The organism is Nocardia sp. NPDC050713 (assembly GCF_040654315.1).
Taxonomy (GTDB): domain Bacteria; phylum Actinomycetota; class Actinomycetes; order Mycobacteriales; family Mycobacteriaceae; genus Nocardia.
In genome coordinates, this window is record NZ_JBFAHS010000013.1 from 236,233 (window position 1) to 260,178 (window position 23,946).

At 68.7% G+C, this 23,946-nt stretch carries 22 protein-coding genes and 1 pseudogene; 10 read left to right on the forward strand and 13 right to left on the reverse strand.

Going from position 1 to position 23,946, the window contains the following annotated elements; translation table 11 throughout:
* Window positions 1-18: 18 nt before the first annotated feature.
* Window positions 19-723: a thiamine phosphate synthase gene (thiE, locus tag AB0H49_RS24110; protein WP_354998656.1), complete on the forward strand. Its 705-nt coding sequence runs from the start codon at window positions 19-21 to the stop codon at window positions 721-723.
* Here the strand turns inward: thiE and AB0H49_RS24115 are convergent, their stop codons facing one another.
* Entirely contained in the window at window positions 724-1,398 is a 675-nt protein-coding gene (locus tag AB0H49_RS24115) for an NUDIX hydrolase (protein ID WP_354998655.1), read from the reverse strand.
* 142 nt (window positions 1,399-1,540) lie between these two features.
* Between AB0H49_RS24115 and AB0H49_RS24120 the strand changes: the two genes are divergently transcribed.
* Genes AB0H49_RS24120 through AB0H49_RS24130 form a run of 3 tightly spaced genes read left to right on the forward strand, consistent with a single transcriptional unit; the run spans window position 1,541 to window position 6,502 of the window.
* On the forward strand, window positions 1,541-2,917 hold the full coding sequence (locus tag AB0H49_RS24120; protein WP_354998654.1) for a hypothetical protein: 1,377 nt from the start codon (window positions 1,541-1,543) through the stop codon (window positions 2,915-2,917).
* A gap of 11 nt (window positions 2,918-2,928) precedes the next feature.
* Entirely contained in the window at window positions 2,929-3,909 is a 981-nt protein-coding gene (locus tag AB0H49_RS24125; protein ID WP_357254518.1) for a glutamate ABC transporter substrate-binding protein, read from the forward strand.
* Between the two features lie 4 nt (window positions 3,910-3,913).
* On the forward strand, window positions 3,914-6,502 hold the full coding sequence (locus AB0H49_RS24130) for a tetratricopeptide repeat protein (RefSeq protein ID WP_357254519.1): 2,589 nt from the start codon (window positions 3,914-3,916) through the stop codon (window positions 6,500-6,502).
* 132 nt (window positions 6,503-6,634) lie between these two features.
* On the opposite strand, the gene AB0H49_RS24135 is transcribed toward AB0H49_RS24130, so the two are convergent.
* Window positions 6,635-7,522, reverse strand: a complete 888-nt coding sequence (locus tag AB0H49_RS24135) for an alpha/beta fold hydrolase (RefSeq protein ID WP_354998652.1) — start codon at window positions 7,520-7,522, stop codon at window positions 6,635-6,637.
* 78 nt (window positions 7,523-7,600) lie between these two features.
* Between AB0H49_RS24135 and AB0H49_RS24140 the strand changes: the two genes are divergently transcribed.
* The gene (locus AB0H49_RS24140) at window positions 7,601-8,236 is read left to right on the forward strand and encodes a TetR/AcrR family transcriptional regulator C-terminal domain-containing protein (protein ID WP_357254523.1); all 636 of its coding nucleotides are present in this window, start codon (window positions 7,601-7,603) and stop codon (window positions 8,234-8,236) included.
* Window positions 8,237-8,445: 209 nt separating this feature from the next.
* Here AB0H49_RS24140 and AB0H49_RS24145 read toward each other — a convergent pair whose 3' ends face one another.
* Window positions 8,446-9,645, reverse strand: coding sequence for an acetate kinase (locus AB0H49_RS24145; protein ID WP_357254525.1), 1,200 nt, complete (start codon window positions 9,643-9,645; stop codon window positions 8,446-8,448).
* 102 nt (window positions 9,646-9,747) lie between these two features.
* Window positions 9,748-11,820 carry a phosphate acetyltransferase gene (pta, locus tag AB0H49_RS24150; protein ID WP_357254527.1) on the reverse strand — a complete coding sequence of 691 codons (2,073 nt, stop codon included), beginning with the start codon at window positions 11,818-11,820 and terminating at the stop codon, window positions 9,748-9,750.
* Window positions 11,821-11,971: 151 nt separating this feature from the next.
* Here pta and AB0H49_RS24155 point away from each other — a divergent pair, with 151 nt between their 5' ends.
* The 3 genes from AB0H49_RS24155 to AB0H49_RS24165 all read left to right on the forward strand — a co-directional run bounded on the left by AB0H49_RS24155 (window position 11,972) and on the right by AB0H49_RS24165 (window position 14,473).
* Window positions 11,972-12,478, forward strand: coding sequence for a nitroreductase/quinone reductase family protein (locus AB0H49_RS24155; RefSeq protein WP_357254530.1), 507 nt, complete (start codon window positions 11,972-11,974; stop codon window positions 12,476-12,478).
* A 290-nt stretch (window positions 12,479-12,768) separates the two neighbouring features.
* Window positions 12,769-13,653: a hypothetical protein gene (locus AB0H49_RS24160; protein ID WP_357254531.1), complete on the forward strand. Its 885-nt coding sequence runs from the start codon at window positions 12,769-12,771 to the stop codon at window positions 13,651-13,653.
* Complete coding sequence (locus AB0H49_RS24165; protein WP_357254533.1) at window positions 13,628-14,473, forward strand: GSU2403 family nucleotidyltransferase fold protein; 846 nt, start codon at window positions 13,628-13,630, stop codon at window positions 14,471-14,473. The genes AB0H49_RS24160 and AB0H49_RS24165 overlap by 26 nt, the downstream gene beginning before the upstream one ends.
* A 177-nt stretch (window positions 14,474-14,650) precedes the next feature.
* Here AB0H49_RS24165 and fgd read toward each other — a convergent pair whose 3' ends face one another.
* On the reverse strand, window positions 14,651-15,661 hold the full coding sequence (gene fgd / locus AB0H49_RS24170) for a glucose-6-phosphate dehydrogenase (coenzyme-F420) (RefSeq protein WP_357254536.1): 1,011 nt from the start codon (window positions 15,659-15,661) through the stop codon (window positions 14,651-14,653).
* Window positions 15,662-15,863: 202 nt separating this feature from the next.
* Between fgd and AB0H49_RS24175 the strand changes: the two genes are divergently transcribed.
* Window positions 15,864-16,619 carry an HAD-IIA family hydrolase gene (locus AB0H49_RS24175; protein ID WP_354999024.1) on the forward strand — a complete coding sequence of 252 codons (756 nt, stop codon included), beginning with the start codon at window positions 15,864-15,866 and terminating at the stop codon, window positions 16,617-16,619.
* Between the two features lie 215 nt (window positions 16,620-16,834).
* Here AB0H49_RS24175 and AB0H49_RS24180 read toward each other — a convergent pair whose 3' ends face one another.
* The 3 genes from AB0H49_RS24180 to AB0H49_RS24190 form a co-directional block, all read right to left on the reverse strand.
* Window positions 16,835-17,332, reverse strand: coding sequence for a MarR family transcriptional regulator (locus tag AB0H49_RS24180; RefSeq protein ID WP_357254539.1), 498 nt, complete (start codon window positions 17,330-17,332; stop codon window positions 16,835-16,837).
* Complete coding sequence (locus AB0H49_RS24185) at window positions 17,329-17,961, reverse strand: type 1 glutamine amidotransferase family protein (protein ID WP_357254577.1); 633 nt, start codon at window positions 17,959-17,961, stop codon at window positions 17,329-17,331. Before AB0H49_RS24185 ends, AB0H49_RS24180 begins: the two co-directional genes overlap by 4 nt.
* Before the next feature lie 76 nt (window positions 17,962-18,037).
* Window positions 18,038-18,487 carry an RpiB/LacA/LacB family sugar-phosphate isomerase gene (locus AB0H49_RS24190; RefSeq protein WP_357254540.1) on the reverse strand — a complete coding sequence of 150 codons (450 nt, stop codon included), beginning with the start codon at window positions 18,485-18,487 and terminating at the stop codon, window positions 18,038-18,040.
* 197 nt (window positions 18,488-18,684) lie between these two features.
* On the opposite strand from AB0H49_RS24190, the gene AB0H49_RS24195 reads away from it, so the two are divergent.
* Window positions 18,685-19,089, forward strand: coding sequence for a hypothetical protein (locus AB0H49_RS24195; RefSeq protein WP_354998641.1), 405 nt, complete (start codon window positions 18,685-18,687; stop codon window positions 19,087-19,089).
* Window positions 19,090-19,450: 361 nt separating this feature from the next.
* Here AB0H49_RS24195 and AB0H49_RS24200 read toward each other — a convergent pair whose 3' ends face one another.
* The 5 genes and pseudogenes from AB0H49_RS24200 to AB0H49_RS24220 all read right to left on the reverse strand — a co-directional run.
* On the reverse strand, window positions 19,451-19,888 hold the full coding sequence (locus AB0H49_RS24200; protein WP_357254543.1) for a DoxX family protein: 438 nt from the start codon (window positions 19,886-19,888) through the stop codon (window positions 19,451-19,453).
* 149 nt (window positions 19,889-20,037) lie between these two features.
* Window positions 20,038-20,676, reverse strand: coding sequence for a methyltransferase domain-containing protein (locus AB0H49_RS24205; protein WP_357254544.1), 639 nt, complete (start codon window positions 20,674-20,676; stop codon window positions 20,038-20,040).
* 66 nt (window positions 20,677-20,742) lie between these two features.
* A complete protein-coding gene (locus tag AB0H49_RS24210; RefSeq protein WP_357254547.1) occupies window positions 20,743-22,083 on the reverse strand; it encodes a glycosyltransferase 87 family protein in 1,341 nt (446 codons plus the stop codon).
* A 103-nt stretch (window positions 22,084-22,186) separates the two neighbouring features.
* Window positions 22,187-23,056, reverse strand: coding sequence for an amidohydrolase family protein (locus AB0H49_RS24215; protein WP_354998637.1), 870 nt, complete (start codon window positions 23,054-23,056; stop codon window positions 22,187-22,189).
* A 332-nt stretch (window positions 23,057-23,388) separates the two neighbouring features.
* Window positions 23,389-23,946 (reverse strand): annotated as a pseudogene (locus tag AB0H49_RS24220) (pyridine nucleotide-disulfide oxidoreductase); the annotation flags it as partial.

Genomic DNA, 23,946 nt, shown 5'->3' on the forward strand with positions numbered 1-23,946 from the left:
GCGGCTACCGTCGAAGACGTGCAACCCTCCCTCCCGAACCGAACGCTGCCGCCACGGGAGCGCCTGGCCACCGCGCGGCTCTATCTGTGCACCGACGCCCGGCGCGAGAAGGGCGATCTGGCCAGGTTCGCCGAAGCCGCGCTCGCGGGCGGGGTCGACATCATCCAGCTCAGAGACAAGGGATCACCGGGCGAGGCCAAGTTCGGGCCGATGGAGGCCAAGGCGGAGCTCGGCGCGCTCGCGGAGCTGAAGGCCGCCACCCGCAGGCACGGCGCGCTGCTCGCGGTGAACGACCGCGCCGATATCGCGCTGGCCGCGAACGCCGACGTGCTGCACCTCGGCCAGGGCGACCTCCCGCCCTGGTACGCGCGCCGCATCCTCGGACCGGACGTGGTGATCGGCCGCTCGACGCACAACAGGGCACAGGCTGGTCTGGCCGCCATCGATGAGCACATCGACTACTTCTGCACCGGTCCGGTGTGGTCGACGCCGACCAAGCCCGGCCGCCAGGCCGCGGGCATCGAGCTGATCCGCTCCACCGCCGACGCGCACCCGACCAGGCCGTGGTTCGCCATCGGCGGCATCGATCAGCAGCGGCTGCCCGAGTTGCTCGCGGCGGGCGCGGACCGGATCGTGGTGGTGCGGGCGATCACCGAGGCCCGCGATCCCGAGGCCGCGGCCCGCGAACTGAAGTCCGCGCTGCTCGCCAACAGCAGGACGTAGTCAGCCCAGGATCTGTCCCCTGGTCAGCGAGAGCACGGCGACGGGGGACGGTAGTTCTCCGGCTTCGGGTTCGTTCTCGGTGATCCGCGCGACGCCGCCCGGCCCTTCGGGATCCGAGTGCAGCCAGATGAAGCCCTGGTCGGCGAGGTCGACGGTGCGCGGAAGGGCCGCGGCGAGGGCACGCGAGTCGTCGAGCTCGGCGAGGCTGGCGCGGGCCGGGACCGCACGCAAGGCGGGCCAGGCCACGGCGAAACCGGGATGCAGCGGCCGCGCGTCGACCTCGTCCTCCGGCACCCAGGCCAGTTCGACGCTCTCCCGGTTGGCGCTGGTCGGCAAGGTCATCACCGCGTCGGCGATCACCGTGGTGTAGGTCCAGCCGCTGAGCGCGGACGCCGTGATGCGTTCGGCGCGCACCCGGACGTCGACGGGATGGATGCCCGCCTCCTCCCAGGCTTCGCGCACCGCCGCGTGCACCGGGGTCTCGTGGCTGTCGCGGGCGCCGCCGGGCAGCGCCCAGGTGCCGCCCTGGTGACTCCACAGGGCGCGGTGCTGGAGCAGCACCGCCGAGCCACCCGCCGCGAGCGGCGCGCGCAGCAACAATCCGGCAGCGCCGAACCGCCCCCAATGCTTCAGGCCGTCCGGGCCTCGCGACCACCCGTCGCCGTCACCGCGCATCGCTAACCATCCTCATCCAGCCGTTGACGTGTCCGCACCGCAGAGCGGACAGCAGGGGGTGTTCGACACGCCACGGCACCGGTAGGACCACAATAAACTGCGACGCAGGGGCACAGGTGGGACGCGGACCCGGAGGTGGACGATGGCTCGGACCGAGCAGCTGGCGGCCGGGCGGCCGCCGTCGGCCGCCGCCGAGCCCGCGCGCCTGCCGTTCGGCGCCGTGTCCGCCGCGACGGTCCGCGAGCACCTCGATCCCGCCAACCTGCGGTCCTTCGCGAATTCCTCGCCCGGCCGTCTGATCGCCATCGGATTGCTGCTCATCGGCCTGTGCCTGACCGCGGGGGCGGTGACCGCGTCGATGGTGAGCGATCGCCAAGAAGCGCTACGCATTCTGCTCGACGACACCGAGCCCGACGCGCACTCCGCGCACCGCCTCTACACGTCGCTGTCCATCGCCGACGCGGCCGCGAGCACCGCGTTCATCTCGGGCGGCGTCGAGCCGGAAGCGGTGCGCGACAGATACTCCCAGGCGGTCGGCGAGGCGGCGGCCGAGCTGGTCGCCCAGTCCGGACACACCGTCGGCCACCCCGATCCTGGCGCGGATGTGCGGCTGCGCACCGGCATCGCGACCGAGCTACCGGTGTACGCCGGGCTGATCGAGGCCGCACGCACCAACAACCGCAGCGGGTATCCGGTCGGAGCGGCCTATTTGAGCGAAGCGTCGAACCAGATGCAGACCACCCTGCTTCCGATGGCCGAGGAGTTGCAGGACCACCGCGCCGAGGCCGTGAACGCGGCGCAGCGGGCCCACGTCCGTCCGCCGTGGATGGCCATCGGCTTGCTGATCCTCGTGCTCGCCGTGCTGGTCTGGGCGCAGACCCAGCTGGCGCGACGGTGGCGGCGCACCTTCAACGCCGGTCTGCTGCTCGCCTCCGCCGCGATGCTGGCTCTGTTGGCGTGGACGGTGATCGCCGGATCGGTCTCGGCCACTTCGATGATCAGCGGACGCGACGACGGCGCCGTGCCCGCTTCCCGGCTGATCGAAGGCCGCATCCTCGCCCAGCAGGCGCGCGCCGCGGAGACGCTGAAACTGGTGCGGCGCGATGCGACCGGCTACTACGACCGCACCTTCGACGCCGGCATCGCCCGCCTCGACGAGCTGCTCGGCGGCTACCCGCATGCGGCGCCCGCCACCGAGAGCGTCGCGAGTGCCCGTGCCGCGCTGGACCGTTGGCGCGCGTCGCACCACCGGATGAACGAAGCGCTCGCGCGTGGCGACTTCATCGGCGCGGCCGCGGTGGCCACCGGACCCGGCGCGGCCCAGTCGACGGCGCACGTCGAAGCGCTGGACCGCTCGCTCGGGGACGGCATCACCGATACGCGAAACACCTTGCGCGACGACATCTCCCAGGCCGTCCGGGTACTCGACTATCTCGCGACCGGCGCCATGGCGCTCGGCATCGTCGCCGCCGCCTACGTCGGCGTCGGTCTCTGGCCTCGATTGCGAGAATATCGATGAACACCGCACCGATGAGCACAGCGCGCGGCCTGTTGGCCGCAGCGGTCGCCGCCACCGCCTTCCTCGGTGGCTGCGCGGCCGGGCCCGACCCGGTCGACCACGCCACGATCGGCACTTACACCGAACCGCCGCTGCCCGCGCAAGCCAGCCCGCTGAACACCGACGCGCCGCTGCCGAGCGCCACCGAACCGGAGTGCGGCGACCCGACCGCCAGCCTGCGCCCCACCGGCTCCGGCCGCGCCGCCAGCGGGCCGAACATCGACGCCATCCGCGCCCGCGGCAGGTTGCTCGTCGGCTTGGACACCGGAAGCAACCTGTTCAGCTTCCGCGATCCGGTCAGCGGCACCATCGTCGGCTTCGACGCCGACATCGCCCGCGAGATCGCGCGCGATCTGCTCGGCAGTCCGGATCTGATCGAATTCCGCAGCCTCGCCTCGGCCGACCGCGAGAAGGTGCTCCAGGAACGCACGGTGGACGTGGTGGTCAAGACGATGACCATCACCTGCGAGCGCCGCGAAAAGGTCGCGTTCTCGACCGTCTATCTGCGGGCCGACCAGCGGGTGCTGGTCATGAAGAACTCCGGCATCACCGGCGTCGCCGATCTCGCGGGCAAGCGGGTGTGCGTGGTGAGCGGCACCACCTCGCTGGACCGGCTCCGGCTCGAACAGCCCGCCGCCACCATCCTGACCGTGCCTACCTGGGCCGATTGCCTCGTCGTCCTGCAACAGCGGCAAGTCGACGCGGTGAGCACCGACGACGCGATCCTGGCCGGCTTGGCAGCGCAGGATCCGTACACCGAGTTGGTCGGCGACAGCATCAGCGCCGAGCCGTACGGCATCGGAATCCATAAGGACGCCGACGATTTGGTGCGGTTCGTGAACGGCACGCTGGAGCGGCTGCGCACCGACGGCACCTGGACCAGGATCTACCAGCAGTGGCTGGCGGTACTCGGTCCGACGCCCGCTCCGCCCGATGCCGCGTACCAGGACTGAGGCGATGACGACGCGATACCACCCCTTCCCGCGACCGGAGGACGACCGGCCCGCTGGTGGTTCCGTGCCGTCCGGGTCGGAGTCACGGGAGTCCGAGGCGCCGCCGACCATTCGCTGGTCCGATCCGGTTGATCACCATGGTGAGGCCGGGTCGGTCTGTGGCGCAGGGGATTCCGGCGAAGATTCCGGTACGACCAGTGCGTCCCCGGACTCCGAAGACGAGCACACCCGGCCGGCCAGGCCCGGCGACGGTGGTGTGCCGACCGAGGCGAGCACGCCGGAAATCGAAGCGCCGCAATCGAACCGATCGGACGAGCCACCCGGCACCGTGGCGGTCGCGCCCGAGCCGCCGGGCACCATGGCGGTCGCCCTGGAACCGCCCGGCACGACGGCCGCCCCGGCCCTCGACGAGACCCGGCGCTCCGAGCCGGATTCCGGTGGTGCATCGCGCACTTCGGGTCGTAGCGTGCGTACCGCACGTTCTCGGCCTTCGATGCGCAGGCTCGGCGGCGGCCTGGTGCCGATACCGGCGGTGCCGCCGACAGATCCGATGTCGGCCGTGCTCACCGATCCGGTGGTGTCCGAGGGCAGGCGCTTCTGTTGGCGCTGCGGCAATCCCGTGGGCCGAGCCACCGCCGTGCGTCCGTCGACGACGGTCGGCACCTGCGAGACCTGCGAGGCGCCTTACGATTTCCGTCCGTCGCTGCACCCTGGCGACATGGTGTCCGGCCAGTACGAGATCCAGGGTTGCCTGGCGCACGGCGGACTCGGCTGGATCTACCTCGCCATCGACCGCAATGTCAGCGACCGGTGGGTGGTGCTCAAGGGCCTGCTGCACGCGGGCGACGCGGAGGCGCAGGCCGTGGCGGTGGCCGAGCGCCAATTCCTCGCCGAGGTCGCCCATCCCAGCATCGTCAAGATCCACAACTTCGTCGAGCATCCCGGTTCGGACGGCTCGCCCATCGGCTACATCGTGATGGAGTACGTCGGCGGGCAGTCGCTGCGCGCGGTCCTGGACACCTTCGAACGGCCCGCGCGGATGCCGGTCGCCGAGGCGATCGCGTACGTGCTGGAGATCCTGCCCGCGCTGGACTACCTGCATTCGATCGGCCTGACCTACAACGACCTCAAGCCGGACAACATCATGATCACCGAGGACCAGGTCAAACTGATCGACCTCGGCGCGGTCTCCACCATCGAGGCGTACGGAAACCTTTACGGCACCAGGGGTTTCCAGGCGCCCGAGATCGCCAAGACCGGTCCGACGGTGGCCTCCGACATCTTCACGGTCGGCCGCACGCTGGCGGTGCTCACCCTGAACATGCCCATGGAGCGCGGCCGCTACCAGGACGGAATCCCGGATCCCGCCGAGCATCCCGTGCTGCGACGCTACGAGTTCTTCCACCGGCTGCTGCTCAGCGCCACCGATCCCGACCCGGCGCGCCGGTTCGGCTCGGCCCGCGCGATGGCCGCGCAGCTGGCGGGCGTGCTGCGGGAGATCCTCGCGCTGGACACCGGCACCGAGCATCCACAGTTGTCCACAGTGTTCAGTCCACAGCGCACCAGCTTCGGCACCGACGAACTGATCAGGCAGACCGACGCCTACGCCGACGGCATAGGCCGCAGCAGCCTGCTGCAAGCCTCGGAAATCGCCGCCGCGCTGCCGATTCCGCTGATGGACCCCGCCGACCCCTCCGCTCCCCTGCTCGCCGCCGCGGTACACCCGGAGCCGCGCCAAGCGCTGGACGCCCTCGAGGAGGCGCGGGATCGGGCGGCCGCCGACCCCGAGAACGCCCCCGAGACTTGGGATCTGGAGCTCTCGCTCGCCGAGGCGCGGGTGCGGCTGGACATGGGCGAGTCGGCGGCGGCGCTGTACCTGCTGTCCCGCATCCGGACCTACGACTGGCGCATCGACTGGTACACCGGGCTCGCGGAGCTGCGGGAGCAGAACTACGAGCGCGCCTTCGCGGCATTCGAGGCCGTGCTGCATGTGCTGCCCGGCGAGATCGCGCCCAAGCTCGCCCTCGCCGCCACCGCCGAACTCGTTTTGCAGCACTGGGATTCGCCGGATCCCGAGCAGTGGCGCGCCTACGCGGAGAAGTTCTACGGCACCGTCTGGCGCACCGACCGCGCGGTGGTGAGCGCGGCGTTCGGGCTGGCCAGGCAGCTGGCCGCCGCGGGCGAGGTCGAAGCCGCGGTGGACGCGCTGGACGAGGTGGCCACATCCGCGCGCTGCTACACCGTGGCGCGGATGACCGCGGTGCTGTTGCTGCTCACCGCGTCTCCGGTCGCCGAGCTCGACGAGTCGACACTGCACTTGACGGCCTCGCGGGTGCAGGCACTGCCCCCCGGTGAGAGTCGCACACCGCAGATGCGTGTGCTCGTCCTCGGCGCCGCCCTGGCCTGGCTGCAAGCAGGCAACACCCCGAAACGCCCGAACGCCAAGCTCTTAGGCGCCACGTTCACCGAACGCGACCTACGCGACGGCACCGAATCCGGCCTCCGCGCCCTCGCCCGCCACGCCCCCGGCCGCAAACACCGCTACGCCCTCGTCGACCTCGCCAACTCCATCCGCGCCAAAACCTGGTTCTGACAGACCCGGCGCCGCGGCGGATTCTCGCTCTCCATCGCGCGTCGATGTTTCAGCGCTGCGGTAGTCAAGGGAGTCTGCGGCCTCGAACCACGTGCCTGGGGTCCGAGGCTGGAGGCTCGACAGCGGTGGTGGTTATGCGTCCGGGGTGAGGTGGGTGGTCAGGAAGTCGATCTGGTCGGCGACGATCTGCTCGACCGCCGGCGGGTGATAGACGGTGAAGTGGTCGGCGTCGTAGTGCTTCAGAACGGCCTGCGGCGCGGTGGCGGCCACCCGTCCGGCGATAGCGGGATCGATGAGGTTCTCCCGTTCGCTGGCGCACACCAGCAACGGGCAGCGTACGCGGGGAGCGGCGGATGCGGCGTTGTAGAACAGCATGCCGAGTCCGGAGGCCGCCGTGATCCGATTGTCGAAGCGGTACCCCGGTGGCATTACCGACTGCCATCCTTCGAGGGCGCCGGGCTGGTTCACGAATGCTGGTTCGCCCGGTTTTCCGACCAGTGGGACGTAGCGGCGTGGCCGTCGGAGTGCGGCGCGTGTCAGGTCGGCGGCGATCGGGGCCGTGAACCGCAGGAGATGCCGCACTCCCGCTCGGGACACGACGGCACGCCCGCTGAAGACCGGGCACTGGACGACCGCGGCACGCAGATCGTGGTGGCGGGCGGCTGCGGCAAGGACGTGACTGGCGCCGAAGGAGGTGCCCCAGAGCGCGATCCGGTGCGGATCCAGTTCGGGCCTGGAGCGGGCGAAAGCCAGTGCGGCGTCGACATCTTCGGCGTAGCGACGCTGGCTCACCAGCTGGCGTGGATGACCGCCCGATTCGCCGAGGTGACGAAAGTCGAAGGCCACCACCGCGAACCCGGCCTGTGAGAACCACTTCTCGTACTGCGCGAGCATCATCTCGTGTGTCGCGCCGCCGCCGTGGACGAGAACGACAGCCGGGTGCGGACCGGGGCGCTCGGGCAGCGTCAGCCATGCCGCGCATTCGTCTGCTCCGGACGGGAATGTAGTGCGAATCGTCATGCGACCCTCCGTTTGGGTACGTTGTACGTGAACGACGATCAGTCAATCACGTACAACGTACTTAAACAAGGGAGGCTCATGCCGGCACCTAGAAAGTTCAGCCGGGAGCAGCTGCAGACGGCCGCCCTGGCGCTGGTCGACGAGCAGGGACTCGCCGGTCTGACCATGCGCAACCTCGCCGCCGAACTCGGGACGGGGGCGATGACGATCTACAACTACGTCGACGGTCGCGAGGGTCTCGAAGAATTGGTCACCGAGGCCGTGATGACCGAGACGCAGTGGACCGAGGAGGGCGGCGATTGGGAGACGCGCGTTTTCGCGATCGCCGAGGCCATCTGGCGTACAGTGCGCGCGCACCCGCACGCCATCCCACTGATCCTGACCCGGCGCAGCTTCGACGTCCCCACCCTGACACCCGCCGAGGCGCTGCTGCAGGCTCTCGCCGACTCCGGAAGATCAGGGCTCGATCTGCTGGTCGCCTTCCGCGCGGTATCCGGCTTCGTGACCGGCTTCGCCCAAGCCGAACTCACCAACCCCCTCTCGGCACCCGCCGATAGAGACCGCGCCGCTGCCACCGAACGCGTCGCACAACTACCCGCCGACCGATTCCCCCGACTGATCGAGATCGCCCACGCGGCCGCCGCCGGAGATCCGGAAATCGAATTCCGCGACGGAATGAAGATCGTCCTGGCCGGACTCCGAGCCAAGTTCTGATCGGAGTGCACGGCGGCCGGGGCGGATCCGGGCGCGGGAGCAGTCGGCGTCCGGGGAGCCCGCGGGCCGCGCCGTTCCGGGGGCAGCCGGAGCGGCTGGAGGGAGGCGAGGGCATCGCTCCCGACGGCCCGCGGGTCGGCCCGGATACCTGGCGACCCCGATCCGCCTTCTATGCTGGCGCACCGACCCTGAGGATTCCGTGAGGTTTTCTAGTCCTCGACGATCTGGCTCGCGGCGCGGGCGATGGCCAGTTCCTCGTTGGTCGGCACCACCAGGACGGCGACGGGTGCGTCCGGTGGTGAGATGAGGCGGGCGGTGCGGTCGGCGGCGTTGTTGCGCGCCGGGTCGACTTCGATGCCGAAACCGGACAGACCGGCCAGGGCGTCGGCGCGGACCTGGGGGCTGTTCTCGCCGACACCGGCGGTGAAGGTGATGGCGTCGACGCCGCCGAGCTCGATCAAGTACGCGCCGAGGTAGCGGCGCAGCCGGTGGATGTAGACGTCGTAGGCCAGCCGGGCCGCGGCGTCGCCCGCGTCGATCAGCCGTCGCAGCTCGCGGAAATCGTTGACGCCGGAGAGGCCCTTGATACCGGAATTGCGGTTGAGCAGCTCCTCGATCCGGTCGACGTCGAAGTTCGCCGAGCGCACCAGGTGGCCGATGATGCCCGGGTCGATGTCACCGCCCCGCGTGCCCATCACCAGTCCCTCCAGCGGAGTCAGCCCCATGCTGGTGTCGATCGGACGCCCGCCGCGGATCGCCGACGCGGACGCACCGTTGCCGAGGTGGAAGACGATCTGGCGCAAGGTATTCGGATCCCGATCGAGCACCTCCGCGACCCGTCCTGACACGTATTCGTGCGAGGTGCCGTGGAAGCCGTATCTGCGAATACCATGCGCGGCGGCGATTTTCGCGTCGATGGCGTAGGTCCGCGCCGCCTCCGGCAGGCCGTGGAAGAACGCGGTGTCGAAGACCGCGACCTGCGGCACGCCGGGCAACAGCTCCCTGGTGCTCTCGATGCCGGTGACATTGGCCGGATTGTGCAGGGGGGCAAGGGCGGACAGCTTCGAGATCTCCTCGACCACGTCGTCGGTGATCAGCGTCGGCTCGTAGAACACCTCGCCGCCGTGCACCACCCGGTGCCCGACCGCGCGCACACCCGCACCGGTCAGGTCGTGGCCGGTCTCGGCGAAAATATCGAAGACCAGCTGCAATCCGGCCTTGTGGTCGGCGATCGGCTCGGTACGTTCCACGGTGCGGTCGCCCGCGCGATGCTCGACGGCGCCCTCGCGCTCCCCGATCCGCTCCACCAGACCGGAGGCCGCCACCGCACCCGTCTCCGGGTCCAGCAGCTGGTACTTGATCGACGAGGAACCGGAGTTGATCACCAGCACAAGGTCGTCGTTGCTCATCATGCCTCCTGCGTCTGTTCGAGACCTCGCCCGCGAGCGACGTCCCTACCCGCGGCAACCAGGGTCACCGCGCGTTTGTTCCGTTCCGGCGGGTGCCCGGTGTCACTGCCCCTGCGCCTGGATGGCGGTGATCGCCACCGTGTTGACGATGTCGGCGACCAGCGCGCCGCGCGAGAGGTCGTTGACCGGCTTGCGCAGGCCTTGCAGAACCGGGCCGATCGCGATGGCGCCCGCGCTGCGCTGCACCGCCTTATAAGTGTTGTTGCCCGTGTTGAGATCGGGAAACACGAAGACCGTCGCGTGCCCGGCCACTTCGGAGTCGGGAAGCTTCGCATCGGCGACCGTCGGCTCGATCGCCGCGTCGTATTGAATCGGGCCCTCCACCAAGAGTTCCGGCGCGCGCTCGCGGACCAGTTTCGTCGCGACGCGTACCTTGTCCACGTCGGCTCCGCTGCCGGATTCGCCGGTGGAGTAGGACAGCATGGCGATCTTCGGGTCGATGCCGAAGCGCGCGGCGGTCTGCGCGGAGGAGATCGCGATATCGGCCAGCTGCTCCGAGCTCGGGTCCGGGACGACGGCGCAGTCGCCGTAGGCGAGCACCCGGTCGGCCAGGCACATCAGGAACACGCTGGAGACGGTGGAGACGCCCGGCACCGTCTTGATGATCTCGAAGGAGGGCCGGATGGTGTGCGCGGTGGTGTGCGCCGCGCCGGAGACCATGCCGTCGGCGATGCCCTTGTAGACCATCATGGTGCCGAAATAGGAGATGTCGGCGATGGTCTCGCGGGCGCGCTCCAGCGTCATGCCCTTGTGCTTGCGCAATTCGGTGTATTCGGCGGCGAATTCGTCGAGGTAGCCGGAGGTGCGCGGATCGAGCACCTCGGCCTCGGAGATGTCGACGCCGAGTTCGGCGGCCCTGGCGCGGATGGCGGACTCGTCACCGAGGATGACCAGGTCGGCGATCTTGCGCTGCAGCACACGGCCTGCCGCGCGCAGGATCCGATCGTCGTCGCCCTCGGGCAGCACGATCCGCTTGCGATCGGCCCTGGCCTGCTCGATCAGCTGGTACTCGAACATCTGCGGTGTCACCACCGAGGTACGCGGAACGCTGATGCGCCGCAACAATTCCGGCGCGTCCACGTGCTGTTCCATCAGGGCGAGCGCGGTGTTCACCTTGCGCGGGTTGCCCGCCGACATCCGGCCCCTCGTGCGGTACGCGGCGCTGGCCGTGTCGTAGGTGCCCAGGCTCGTGGTGAGGATCGGCAGCTTCTGCTTCAGGCCCGCCATCAGTCGCGCGACCGCGGGATGGGGCAGCATGCCGCCGTTCATGATCAGGCCGGACAGCGACGGAAAGCCTTCGGCCTCATGGGCGTTCACCACGCTGAGCAGCACGTCGGAGCGGTCGCCCGGCGCGATCACCACCACGCCGTCGACCAGACGCTCCAGGATGTGCTCGGCCGTCATGCCGCCGACCATCACCTTCAGCGCCTCGCGCTGCAACAGTTCCGCGTCGCCGCTGTACATTTCGCCGCCGACCGCCTCGCACAGCTCGGCCATCGTCGGCGCGATCAGCAACGGGACTTCCGGCAGCGACCAGGACGGCACATCGAAACCGTCGAGCAAGGAACAGATCTCGCTCAACTCGTCCGGATCGCAGCGATTCGCGACGATCGCCATCAGCGCCGCGTGCTCCTGCTGCAATTCGCTCGCGCACAGCTCGACGAGCTGCTTGATCTCGTCCGGTCTGCGATCGGCGCCGCGCACCACGAGCAGCACCGGCGCGCCGAGATTCACCGCGATCCTGGCGTTGAAGCGCAGCTCGCTGGGGCTCGCCACGTCGGTGTAGTCGCTGCCGATCACCACCACCGCGTCGCAGGCCTTGGCCACGTCGTGGAAGCGCATCACGATCTCGCTGATCGCGGCGTCCGGATCGGCGTGCACCTGTTCGTAGGTGACGCCGACGGCCTGGGCGTAGTCGATGTCCGCGGTGCTGTGCTCGAGCAGCAGCTCCAGGATGTAGTCGGGCTCGCTGGTCGAGCGGGTGATCGGCCGGAACACCCCGACCCGCGCGGTGGTGGCGCACAGCATCTGCAGCACGCCGAGCGCGACCGTCGATTTTCCGGTGTCGCCCTCCGGCGAGGCGATGTAGACGGTGGACGGAGCGGATTCGACCATGAGCCCGAGCTTAGTGAGCCGACACGCCGGTGCCCGGCCAACCGATGGCAAATATTCGGGAAATCACTTTCGATCGCCGAGGCGATGAGCCGGGCTCGTCGGGCGACGCGGGCGCTCCGCCGAACCCGGTCGCGCCGGTATATTCCGGCCCATGACGACGCAGTTCCCGGACCGGCAGTGGGGTTCGCGCACCAATCTTCTGTCCCGCGTGGCGAACAAGTTCGCCGCGACCAAGCCGGGGTCATGGGTTATTCGCAAGATCACGCCGCTGGATCGCCGGGTGCTGGAACGTACCGACGCCAAGTACACGATCCTGGGACCGATCGGCGCGCCGGTCATCCTGCTGACCACCAAGGGCCGCAAATCGGGTCAGCCGCGCACCCAGCCGCTGCTGTACGTGCACGACGGCGGCACGCTGTACGTCATCGGCAGCAACTTCGGCCAGGCGCACCACCCGGCCTGGACGGCCAATCTGCTCGCCGACCCGAACGCGACGGTCGCCATCGCGGGCGAGCGCATCCCCGTCATCGCGACGCCGGTCGAGGGCGCGGCCAAGGAGCCGATCTTCCAGCGGTTCGTCGAGGTGACCGGCGCGTACGCCGCCTACCGCGATCGCACCACCCGCGATCTACGTATCTTCGCGCTGACCCGCGCCTGATTCGGACGGAGTGGTCAGCGCGACTTACGCAACGTTCAGGAAATTACCGTTCTCCGTGCGGAACGGAATCGGCGTATTATCCGAACATGCCTGCTACGGGGACCGAGCCCCCACGGAATGAGAGAGAAGCGATCGCCGTTGCTGCGAACGCCATCCGGAACCGACTACCGCCGACCTGGGATCTCGGGATCCAAGATCCCCCTCGCGGTGACCGGGGCTACGACGCGGAATTCAGGCTCTACGCGCCGAACCGGCTCGTCATCGTTCTCCTGGTCGAAACCAAGAACGTCGTGCGTGCGCACGACGTCCATCGGCTAGCCGACCAGCTCACCGCCGCCACCTCCCGGCAGCCCGGCAGTAGCGGCATGCTGGTCGCGCGGTACTTGTCCGCCTCAACGCGCCGACGCCTCGAAGAGGCAGGGATCTCCTATGTGGACGCGACCGGCAACATGCTGCTGCGGGCCGACGAAGCGGCGGTGTTCATCTCCGCGAACGGCGCCGACACCGATCCGTGGCGTGGGCCTGGACGCCCACGCGGCACCCTTCAGGGGGAACCTGCCGCGAAAGTCGTTCGTGCTCTGCTCGACTTCCAGAGAGCGTGGAAGATTCGCCATCTCATCGACACCGCAGATGTCGCGACCGGCTCGGCGTATCGAGTGTTGGAGTTCCTCGAGCAGGAGGCCCTGATTGCCCGCGAGGGCAGCGGTGTGACGGTTCCGAACTGGGTAGCTCTGCTACGCCGTTGGAGCGAGGACTACCAGTTCCTGCACACCAACAAGATCACACGATGGATCGCGCCGCGTGGTCTGCCTGCGTTCCTCGATGTCGTCAGCAGTTCAGAGGTCTCCGGATACGCCGTGACTGGTTCGATCGCGGCCGCGGAGTGGGAGTCCTATGCCCCGCCACGCTCGGCGATGATCTACGCCCAAGACCCCGAAGGCGCCGCTGCCGCTTGGGGATTGCGGGCCACCGACACCGGCGCCAACGTGCTGATCGCCGCACCCGCCTACCCTGTCCTTCTCGCCCGAAGTGACGTAGCCCCCCGAGGCATACGTATGGCCTCTGCGGCTCAGGTCGCCACCGACCTGATCAACGGGCCAGGCCGAGCACCATCGGAAGCAAAAGAACTGCTCGAGTGGATGGAGAAGCATGAACAATCTTGGCGCCGTCTCTAGCTCGTTCGACCTGCTCGTCCGTACACGCACCGTGCTACTGGATGCTCTCGAGGCTTTGGTCGAGCACAGGTCCTCGGTGATCGTCATCGGTGCCCAGGCGGTCTACCTGCACACCGGCGGCGTCCAAGTCGCCATCGCTGAGGCAACCAAGGACAGCGATGTCGCGCTCGACACCCGAAGCCTCGGACCGGACCCGACCATCGACGCGGCCATGCAGAAGGCAAATTTCATTCCCAATCCGCAGCAACGGCAACCCGGAGCTTGGGTGAGTCGCGACGGTATTCCCGTCGACATCATGGTCCCAGAAGCTCTTGCGGGGAAGAAGGGTACGCGCAGCGTGGACAAGCCACCGCACGACAAGATGGCGATGCGGCGAGCCCGCGGCTTGGAAGCAGCCGTCGTCGACTACAGCGAGATGGTCATTCCGTCGCTCGCGCCGAGGGACACTCGTGTCATCGCTGCCAATGTGGCCGGACCTGCGGCATTACTTGTGGCCAAGTGTCACAAGATCGCCGAGCGCATCAACGACCCGAAGCCCGATCGTCTCAAAGACAAAGACGCCCACGATATCTACCGGATCCTGGCGCACTTCCAAACCGCAGACCTGGCCGCGTCCTTCACCGGCCTGCTCGCCGACGAGGTCAGCGCCGAGGTGACCGACGAGGCGGTGGACCACCTTCACACATTGTTCGCCACCGGGCCCACCGCTACCGGCTCCAACATGGCTGGTCGCGCAGAAGAGGGAGTCGGAGACCCCGAGCAGATCGCTGTCGCAATCAGCTTCCTGGCATCGGACTTGGTCGAGGCCGTTCGGGCCTAGGTGCATTGTCGCCCGCAGCGGCTGCGGCGATTCCGGGAAGTCGCGCAGCGCCCTGTCGTGGTGGCAGGCGGATCCCGGTGGCGGCCGGCGAATACGCCGACGCGGCACCGGCTCCGTCGCCCTGTCCTCGGCACCCGGCCTGCTCGGGCACGTGCTCGGAGGTGTGACTACGCCTTCCTATCCGAGCTTGCGGAGGCGGGGGGCCAGGTCGCGCTGGAAGAGGTCGAGGAAGCGGCGCTGGTCGTGGCCGGGGGCGTGGAAGACCAGGTGGTTGAGGCCCGCGTCGAGGTAGGGCTGGATCTGGGCGACGGCCTCGTCGGGGTCGCTGGCGACGATCCAGCGCTTGGCGATCTGCTCGATGGGCAGCGCGTCGGCGGCGGCTTCCATCTCGATCGGGTCGGTGATGCTGTGCTTCTGCTCGGCGGTCAGCGAGAGCGGCGCCCAGAAGCGTGTATTCTCCCGCGCCAGTTCGGGATCGGTGTCGTAGGAGATCTTGATCTCGATCATCCTGTCGATGTCCTCGACGGTGCGGCCGACCTTGGCGGCGCCCTCGGCGACGGCGGGCATCAGCTTCTCGGTGTAGAGGTCCATGCCCTTGCCCGAGGTGCAGATGAAGCCGTCGCCCGCGCGGCCCGCGTAGCGCGCGACCAGCGGGCCGCCCGCGGCGATGTAGATCGGGATGCCGCCTTCGGGGACGTCGTAGATGGAGGCGCCGACGGTCCGGTAGTACTCGCCGTCGTAGTCGACGCGATCACCGGTCCACAGCGCGCGCATCAGATCCACCGACTCGCGCAGCCGCGCGAAACGCTCCTTGAATTCGGGCCATTCGCCGGTGTAGCCGGTGGCGATCTCGTTGAGCGCCTCGCCGGTACCGACGCCGAGCATGACGCGGCCCGGGTACAGGCAGCCCATGGTCGCGAAGGCCTGCGCGATCACCGCGGGGTTGTACCGGAAGGTCGGGGTGAGCACCGAGGTGCCGAGCTGGATGCGCTTGGTGCGCTCGCCGACTGCGGCCATCCAGGCCAACGAGAACGGCGCGTGGCCGCCCTTGTGCCGCCACGGCTGGAAGTGGTCGCTCACCGACGCGCTGTCCAAGCCGTGTTCCTCCGCGAGCACCGCGATCTCCACCAGCTCGCGCGGCCCGAACTGCTCCGCGGACGCCTTGTACCCGAGCTTCAGATCACCCATGTGCGCCACTCCTGTCGCTTCGCTGTGCCGGTGCGGCCTTCCGCACCCCGTTCTCGCACGGCCTGCTTCGACCATAGTCACGGTGTCGCACGAGTGTGTGACCGGCCGCATCTGCGCCGAGTCCGATGCCTCGCGCGCCGGGATAGCCGACAATTGTCTGGTGAACGCTGACAACGAGCCGATCCTGTCCTACCTGACCGACATGGACGGGGTGTTGGTGAGCGAGGAGCATCTGGTGCCCGGCGCCGACGAGTTCCTCGCCGAACTACGTGCCAACGAGACGCCGTTCCTCGTACTCACCAACAACTCGATCCGCACACCCCGCGATCTACAGGCGCGGCTGCGCAAGAGCGGGCTCGACATCCCCGAGGAGGCCATCTGGACCTCCGCCCTCGCCACCGCGACCTTCCTCGACGATCAGCGCCCCAACGGAACCGCTTACGTGGTAGGCGAATCCGGGCTCACCACCGCGCTGCACGAGATCGGGTACGTGCTGACCGACAGCGACCCCGACTACGTCGTGCTCGGCGAGACCCGCACCTACTCCTTCGAGGCCATCACCACCGCCATCCGGCTCGTCGAACGCGGCGCCCGCTTCATCGCCACCAACCCGGACGCCACCGGACCGTCCCGCGAGGGCGTGCTGCCCGCCACCGGCTCGGTGGCCGCGTTGATCACCCGCGCGACCGGCCGCGAGCCGTACTACGTCGGCAAGCCGAACCCGCTCATGATGCGTTCGGCGTTGCGCCGCATCGGCGCGCACTCGCAGTCCACGGTGATGATCGGCGACCGCATGGACACCGATGTGATCTCCGGATTGGAGGCGGGCATGCGCACCATCCTGGTGACCAGCGGCATCTCGACGCGGGCGTCGGTCGAGCAGTATCCGTACCGGCCGACGAGCGTCATCGATTCGGTCGCGGACTTGGTCGGTCGCACCGACAAGCCGTTCGACTGACGCGAATTTCGGCGTGCGCTGATCCGCACGCGGCGATCGCGTCGAGCGTCGCGGACGGCCGGGCCTGCGCCTCGGGATGCGGGCAAGTTCCTCCGCACCGAGCTCGGCCGCGAAAGATCGCGCCGGAAATCCGGTGACCGCAAGCCCTCGGGTTCGGTGATCACGTCGGCCGCGGGCCGCCGGGTCAGCGTTTCGACGGTGTGCGAGTTCCGCGCCTAGCTCGGCGGCGAGCCATCCCGCCCGGTTTCCGGTGACGGCTGACCCTCGCGCTCGGTGATCGCGTCGACCGCGGCGGACAGCCGGGTCAGCGCCGCCACGATGCGGGCGAATTCGTCGGCGCCCAGCTCGGCGGCGAGGCGGTCGGCGAACACCGCGTGCCGCGGGTTGATGCGCCGGACCGCCGCGTGGCCCTCCTCGGTGACGGCGACCAGCTTGGCGCGGCGGTGCGCGGGGTTCGGGCGGTATTCGGCGAGTCCCTTGTCCACCAACAGGTCCGCGATGCGCTGCACGCTCTGGCGGGTGATGCCCATGGCGCGCGCGATGCCCGCCACGGGCAGCGGCTCCTGCAGCACCGCGCCGAGCACCTGCCACCACGCCGCCGTCAGGCCAGCGGGTTTGGCCAGTTCCTCGGCGATGGCGAGGAACTGGCCGTTGAGCCGGAACGAGGTGATCGCGGCGGTGCTGAACAGCTCCTGCTCCGGTGTTTGCGTCATGCCCCCGATGCTGCCTTGTCGTAGGCGTCGAGTTCCGCGTAGGCCGCCGCATCGTTGTGCGCGAAGAGCCGGTACCAGGCTTCGAGGATGTGCGGTTCGTAGACGCCGAGCAGCCCGAGCACCTCGCGGGCGAACTCGAACGGCGCGTTCGCCGAGGCCGTGACGACGTTGCCGTCGGTCACCGCGGGCTGCTCCACGTAGCGGTCGGCGCCCGCGTAGCCGCTGTAGGCGAGGAACTCGGCGACGTTGCTGGTGTGCGCCTTGTCGTCGAGCAGACCTTCCTTGGCCAGGCCGAAGGTCGAGCCGCAGATGGCCGCGACCGGGACGCCCGCGTCGAGAAACGCACGCGCTTTCTGGGTGAACGGGGTGAGTTCGCCGGTCATCCAGGTGTCCGCGCCCGGCAGGATCAGCATCGCGCTCTCGGCGGGGGACAGCTCGTCCAGTGTGAGATCGGGCGTGACGCGCATGCCGCCCTTGGTGGTGATCGGTTCGCGGGTGAGTCCGACTGTCCTGACCTGGAAAGTGCCGGGCGCGACCTGCCACGCCGGGTTGTTGATGTGCGCGGTGGCGGCCCCGACCTCCCAGTCGGCCAGCGTGTCGTAGATCGCGGTGTGCACCGTCTTCGTCATCATGACAGTATCCTGTCATATTTGACAGCATGCTGTCAATAGGCCGTGCACGCCGAGCTTGTCGCGCACGCCGAACTCAGTACCCCCGTTCGATCTTGGCCAGGTGCGCGATATTCGCCCGGTCGGCCGCGTCCGCGCTCGGCTCGCCCGCGAACCAGGCGTCCAAAATCTCGGTGAGCTCGGCCGCCGACGTCGAACGCAGGCTCAGCGCAAGCACATTCGCGTCGTTCCATTTGCGCGCGCCCGCGGCGGTCGCGGCGTCACCACACAGCGCGGCCCGGATCCCGGCCACCTTGTTGGCCGCGATGGACGCGCCGGTTCCGGTCCAGCAGCAGACGATCGCCTGGTCGGCGCGCCCCTCGGCGACATCGCGCGCCGCGGCCTCGCTGGCCCATGCCCAGTCGTCCCGCTCGGTCTCCGACAACGCGCCGTGCGTCAGCACGCCGTCGAATCCGCGCTTGCTCAGCTCCTCGACCAGTTCTTTTGCCACACCGACGTACTCGTCCGCCGCCACCGAGATCCGCATGACTCCACGATAGGGCGCTGCGCGGTTCCTGCCCGTGAACTGCCGTTCGGCTCGACGCAGCACGGTGTCAGAGGCCATGTCAGCACGGTGACGGTCCGGTGTCAGCAGGGCGGGCGATTGTTGCTTTCGTGATCAGTTCCCGCTCGGCGAGCACGACGCACGCCGATACGGACAACGAATTAAAAGGAGCGAACACCATGTCCACCACCGTCACCCTCACCGACCAGGACAAGAGCACCCTGCGGACCGCCGCGTACGGCGCCGTCTCGCTGATGGCCGCCGCCGACGCCGCGGGCAAGCCCCACAAGGCCGCCACCAACGGCTCCATCGCTCTGTTCTCCGCGACCGGCTCGGTCGGGCACGTGCTCGCCGCGAAGTCGAAGGACATCGACCTGAACTTCAAGTCCGTCGCCGAGCTCGCCGATCGGGTGCTGCCTGCCCTGACCGCGGCGGTGAACCTGCTCGCGAAGCAGGATCCGGCCGAGGCCGAGAACTTCCGCAGCACCGTCCTCGTCGCCGTCCAGGCCACCCAGTCCCACCAGGGCGCGCCCAGCCCGACCGCGGCCGAGATGATCCGCAAGATCACCGCGGCCCTCGGCTGACTGGCGCGCCGTGGCTCGCCCCTCGTGTGTCGCCGACACGGCAGCCGCAGGCACTGGTGCTGGCAGTCGGCGCAGGAAACGCGCTCGTCATCGCCGGAGTCGGCACCGCCGCAACCACGGCGCTCACCGCTCCAATCCTGCTCCGCCGCAACGAACCCAGGCCACACGAACAGCTGATGCGCCGCCTCTGAAGATGGCGAAGAATGATCGAACGGCCATCTGGTGCGGCGCCCAGGCGGGGCGCCGCGGACCAGATGGCCGCTGGATCGATCGCCGCCAACCCGACGGGCGATCGATCCGGGAACGCGCGAGCGGCGATCGGTGGGTGGACCACCGATCGCCGGTCGTGCTCATAGGTTCGTCATCGCGAGAGCGAGTTGCGCAGATCGGTGATGGTCGCGCGGCGCTCGTGGGCGATCCAGGCGAAGATCGCGGCGAGCACCAGCGGGAAGATCGCCATCGAGGGCTTGTCGGCGATGAAAGCCTGTGTCCCGGCGGCGAGCACGGTGAGCACGGACAGACCCGCGGCGGCAAGGGCGCTGAGTCGCGGCACCATCAGGCCGATACCGCCCGCGACCTCGACGATTCCGATGAAGACGAGCAGCCCGAGGGGGATGGTCAGATTCTCGGGGGCGTTGTCCGCCAAGGTGTTCGGGATCACGAGCTTCGGTCCGCCCGAGGCGATGATGAAGAACAGGCCGAGCAGGATCTGCAGGGTCCACAGGACGCGGTTACGGATCTTGCCGGGGCGGTTGGTGACATCGGTGGCGAAGGTGGCGGTGGGGTTGGCGATGGTCATTTCTGGTCCTTCTGGTCGGTCGCGCCGGGTTGGTAGCGCGTTCTACCGATTAGGACGGAGCACCGCCGGAAGAATCATCGCTGTCCGCGAAAATTTTTTCTCAGCCCCACCGGGCAGCGCTGAACCGCACGGGTGCGCGAAACGAAGGGTCACCGGTGTTCGCAGATCAGCAGGTGGAACTCGATGCGGCCGTTGCGGATACGGCGATCCTCCCGAACAACCAATCCGGCGGCCGCGAGCTGCTCGGTGATCTCCGCGATCGGACGCAGCCGGAAGCGGTTCGCGGTGAACGGCATTCGCGCCATGTCGGCGGGGTCGCCGATGCCGAGAACCACCCTGCCCGATGGGCGCAGCACGCGCGCCAACTCGGCGAACGCCGGGGCGAGGTCGTCGATGAAGTAGACGGTGTTGGTGCTGATCACCGCATCCAGAGAGGCTGCGGGCAAGGGTATTTCGTCCATCGCGGCGGTGTGCAGCACGAGTCGGCCGTCGGCGAGCTCGGACCGGAACCGCTTGGCCGCCTCGTCGAGCATGGTCGGCGCGATCTCCATGCCGTGCACGACGCCCGTCGCGCCGACCGACGCCAATAGCTGGTCGAGCCCGATCCCGCCGCCGAACCCGATATCGGCCACCGTCGCGCCCGGAGCCGCTTCCGCGGCCGCTACCGCCGCGGTCACGGTGGCGTAGTTACCGCGGTTGAGAATCCGGCCGACCACCCGTCCGGCTATCCCGTGCGGTCGTCCCAACTGCGAGGCGACTGAATCCCACAAACGATCTGCAATCCGCATGCCGACCATCATCGCCCCCGTCGACGCGCCACGGGCTGCCGCAGCCGAGATCGCGTCAGGAGCCTTTCAGCAGCGAGCGGATACGCAGGCCGAATCCGGATCCTCGCAGGCCGAATCCGTGACGTGCTCGCAGGTGCTCGCCTGGTCGCGGCGGCGGACCAGCACGGCGATCGCGCCCAGCGCGACCAGGTACGCGATCACGTACATGTTCATCAGCACCGGCGCGATCGGCCACGACGGCGGCAGCAGGAAAACGCCCACGCTGACCCAGGTTTCGCTCCAGTGGTAGGCCCAGCCGCCGATCGAGAGGTAGAGGAGGGCGGCGGCGTACCACCAGCGCGGGTTGGCCTGCGCCCGATGCATCAGGTAGACGAGCAACGGAACGAACCACACCCAGTGGTGCCCCCACGAGAACGGCGAGACGACGCAGGAGGTCAGGCCCGCGAGCGTGACCGAGAGGAGCCGTTCACCGTGCTGGTGCAGCGCGGTCGCGAGAACCAGCCCGGCGGCAAACATGGGCAGTGCGAGCAGCAACCACAACCACAGCGGCGCGGGACCGTGCAGCAGGTGGGCGATGACCCCGCGCAGGGATTGGTTGGCGGGATGGCTGTCCGGCGCGATGCGCTCGGACTGGAAGAACGTCGAAGTCCAGTACTCACGAGAATCGGCGGGTAGCACGAGCCAGGTCAGGACGATGGAGCCGAGGAAGGTCAGCGCCGCCGTGGCCGCCGAACGCCATTGCCGCAACGCGAGCAACTGGACGACGAAGTACAGCGGCACCAGTTTGATGCCCGCGGCGACGCCGACACCCGCGCCCCGGAGCTTGGCGTGCTCGTCACGCGAGAAGACCCAGAGCACGAGCAGCATCAGCATGAGGTTGATCTGCCCGTAGAACAGCGTGGTGCGGACCGGTTCGACGAAGGCGCAGGTGAGCGCGATCAGGGCGCTCGCCGCCGCCAGTCGCGCGGTCCACCGGTAGCCGAGCAGCCGCCAGCTCATCATGACGCAGCCGAACAGGACACCGAGGTTCAGCGTCAGCCAGGTGGGGCTCAGGAATCGCCAAGGTATGAGATTCGTCGGCATGAAGGCGATCGCCGAGAACGGCGTGTAGGTGTAGAGCAGCCCGCGGTGGCTGGGTTCGGAGTAGAGCGGCCGGTCGTGCAGGATGCGCCAGGCGCCGTCCCGGTAGACGTGCACATCGAGCCCGCCGACCAGAATGCCCGCCTTGTCCAGCCACGGATCGACGGTGGTGAAGAGCAGCGTCACCGCGGTGACCGCGCAGGCGAGCAGGAGGAGAAGAGTCGCGTTGCTCCGCGGAAGCTCCAGGGGCCGCGTGCTCGGGGTACGTGCTGTTCGCCGCGACGGGAAGAACCGACCGAGTCGCAGCCACTCGTTGCCAAACCTCATCGACCTCGACCATATCGGCTCGTCGGCTCGACGGTGTCGGCGGATGCGGACGCCCTTGCGCCGCAGCGCAATTCGACGCGCGAGTTACCCCGGAGCTAACGACTCACTCGATCACACGGAACGGAATGGTATCCGCCGGTGCGGCTTTCGGCAGTTCGTCGCGGCGCAGGGGCAGCGTCGGCTGCTCGGTGCGGTGCAGCGGCAGCGTAGGAGCGGGATCCTCCTCCGCGCGCTCCCTGGCGGGAAGCCGGTAGAAGGAGCGGGCGTTGTCCTCCAGGACCGCGTACATGTCGACGCCGACCACATCGCAGATCAAATCGACGTCGGAGTCACGGAACGGGCGTCCGGCCCGGGTGCCGGGCAGATCGGTGCCGAACATCAGCGCCTGCGGGTTCACGGCGTGGATGCGGCGCAGGGTGTCGGCGACGTTCATCGCCACCCGCCCGAAGCCGGTCGCCTTCACCCGGGCGCCACGATCGACGAGGTCGAGCAGGAACGGCAGCCCCTCTTCCGACATCCCGAGGTGGTCGACCGACAGGGCGGGCAGCTTGGAGATCACCGGCTGCAAGGAGGCCAGCATCTGGCCGTCCATGTACAGCTCGACGTGCCAGCCCGCCAGCTCGTGGGCGCGCAGGGCCTGCAACGTCATCTGGGTGATGTCGGCGGCGGCGCGCTTGAGGTTGAAGCGCAGCGCGCGCACGCCGACGCGGTCGAGTTCGAGGATCTCCTCGTCCGAGGCGTCCAAGTCGAGCCGAGTGACACCGACCCACCCTTCGCCGAGTTCGGCTAGCGCCGCCTTCAGGTAGGCCTGATCGGTCCCCTGGAACGACGCGCTGACCACGGCGCCACCACCGATATCGAAGCGGGACATACGCTTTCGATAGTCGGCGATGGTGTACGGGTCGGGCAGGTAGCCCTCGTTCTCGATCAGCGGAAACCGCGGATCGATGATGTGGACATGGGCATCGAACACTTGTACAGAATGCCAGGGACAGGTGTGCCTTTGCATCTTGTGGTTCTCCGAAGGGGTACCTGCCAACGGAAAAAGACAGGGCATGCTCGTGTGCCCGCTACGCACAAGAGCACCTGCTAGGGAGTGCGGGGTGGCGGGGGCAGGTAGACCTGCTCACTGCATCCTTCTCCGCACGTAGTACCTGCCGACGGAAGACAGGGCATGCTCGTGCGCCGTCTCCACACAGGCTCACCTACCCCTGTCGGTAGGTGCTCCTGTGCGGTGATGGCGCTCGATCAGACCCTGTTGTCCCGTTGCAGGTGCTGGTGCGGAGAACCACACCATGCGAAGGTTTACCCGCCCATGCTGGCGCGGAGCATGTCCTCGCGCTCCACCACCTTGACGCGCTCGCGGCCCTCGGGCTCGCCGAGCGCGCGCTCGTGCGCGTCGAGGCGGTACCAGCCCGCCCAGGTGGTGAACGGGATGCCCTTGCCCTCGAGGAACTCGGTCACGGCCTGCGGGTCCGGGTTCTCGGCCGGGGCGAAGCCGGGGGCGTCGTCGAGCAGGCAGGCGATGGTCTCGTTGGCGTCGCCCTTGGTGTGGCCGATCAGGCCGACCGGGCCGCGCTTGATCCAGCCGGTCACGTAGGTGGCGGGCATGTAGCGCGCCGGGCCGTCGGCGTTCTCGTCGGCGATGACGCGACCCGCCTCGTTGGGCACGGTGCCCGCCTGGTCGTCGAACGGCAGCTGGTTGATGTTCTGCGACAGGTAACCGACGGCGCGGTAGATCGCCTGCACGTCCCAGTCCTTGAACACGCCGGTGCCCTTGACGTTGCCGGTGCCGTCGAGCTGGGTGCGCTCGGTGCGCAGACCGACGACCTTGCCGTTCTCGTCGCCGAGCACCTCGGCCGG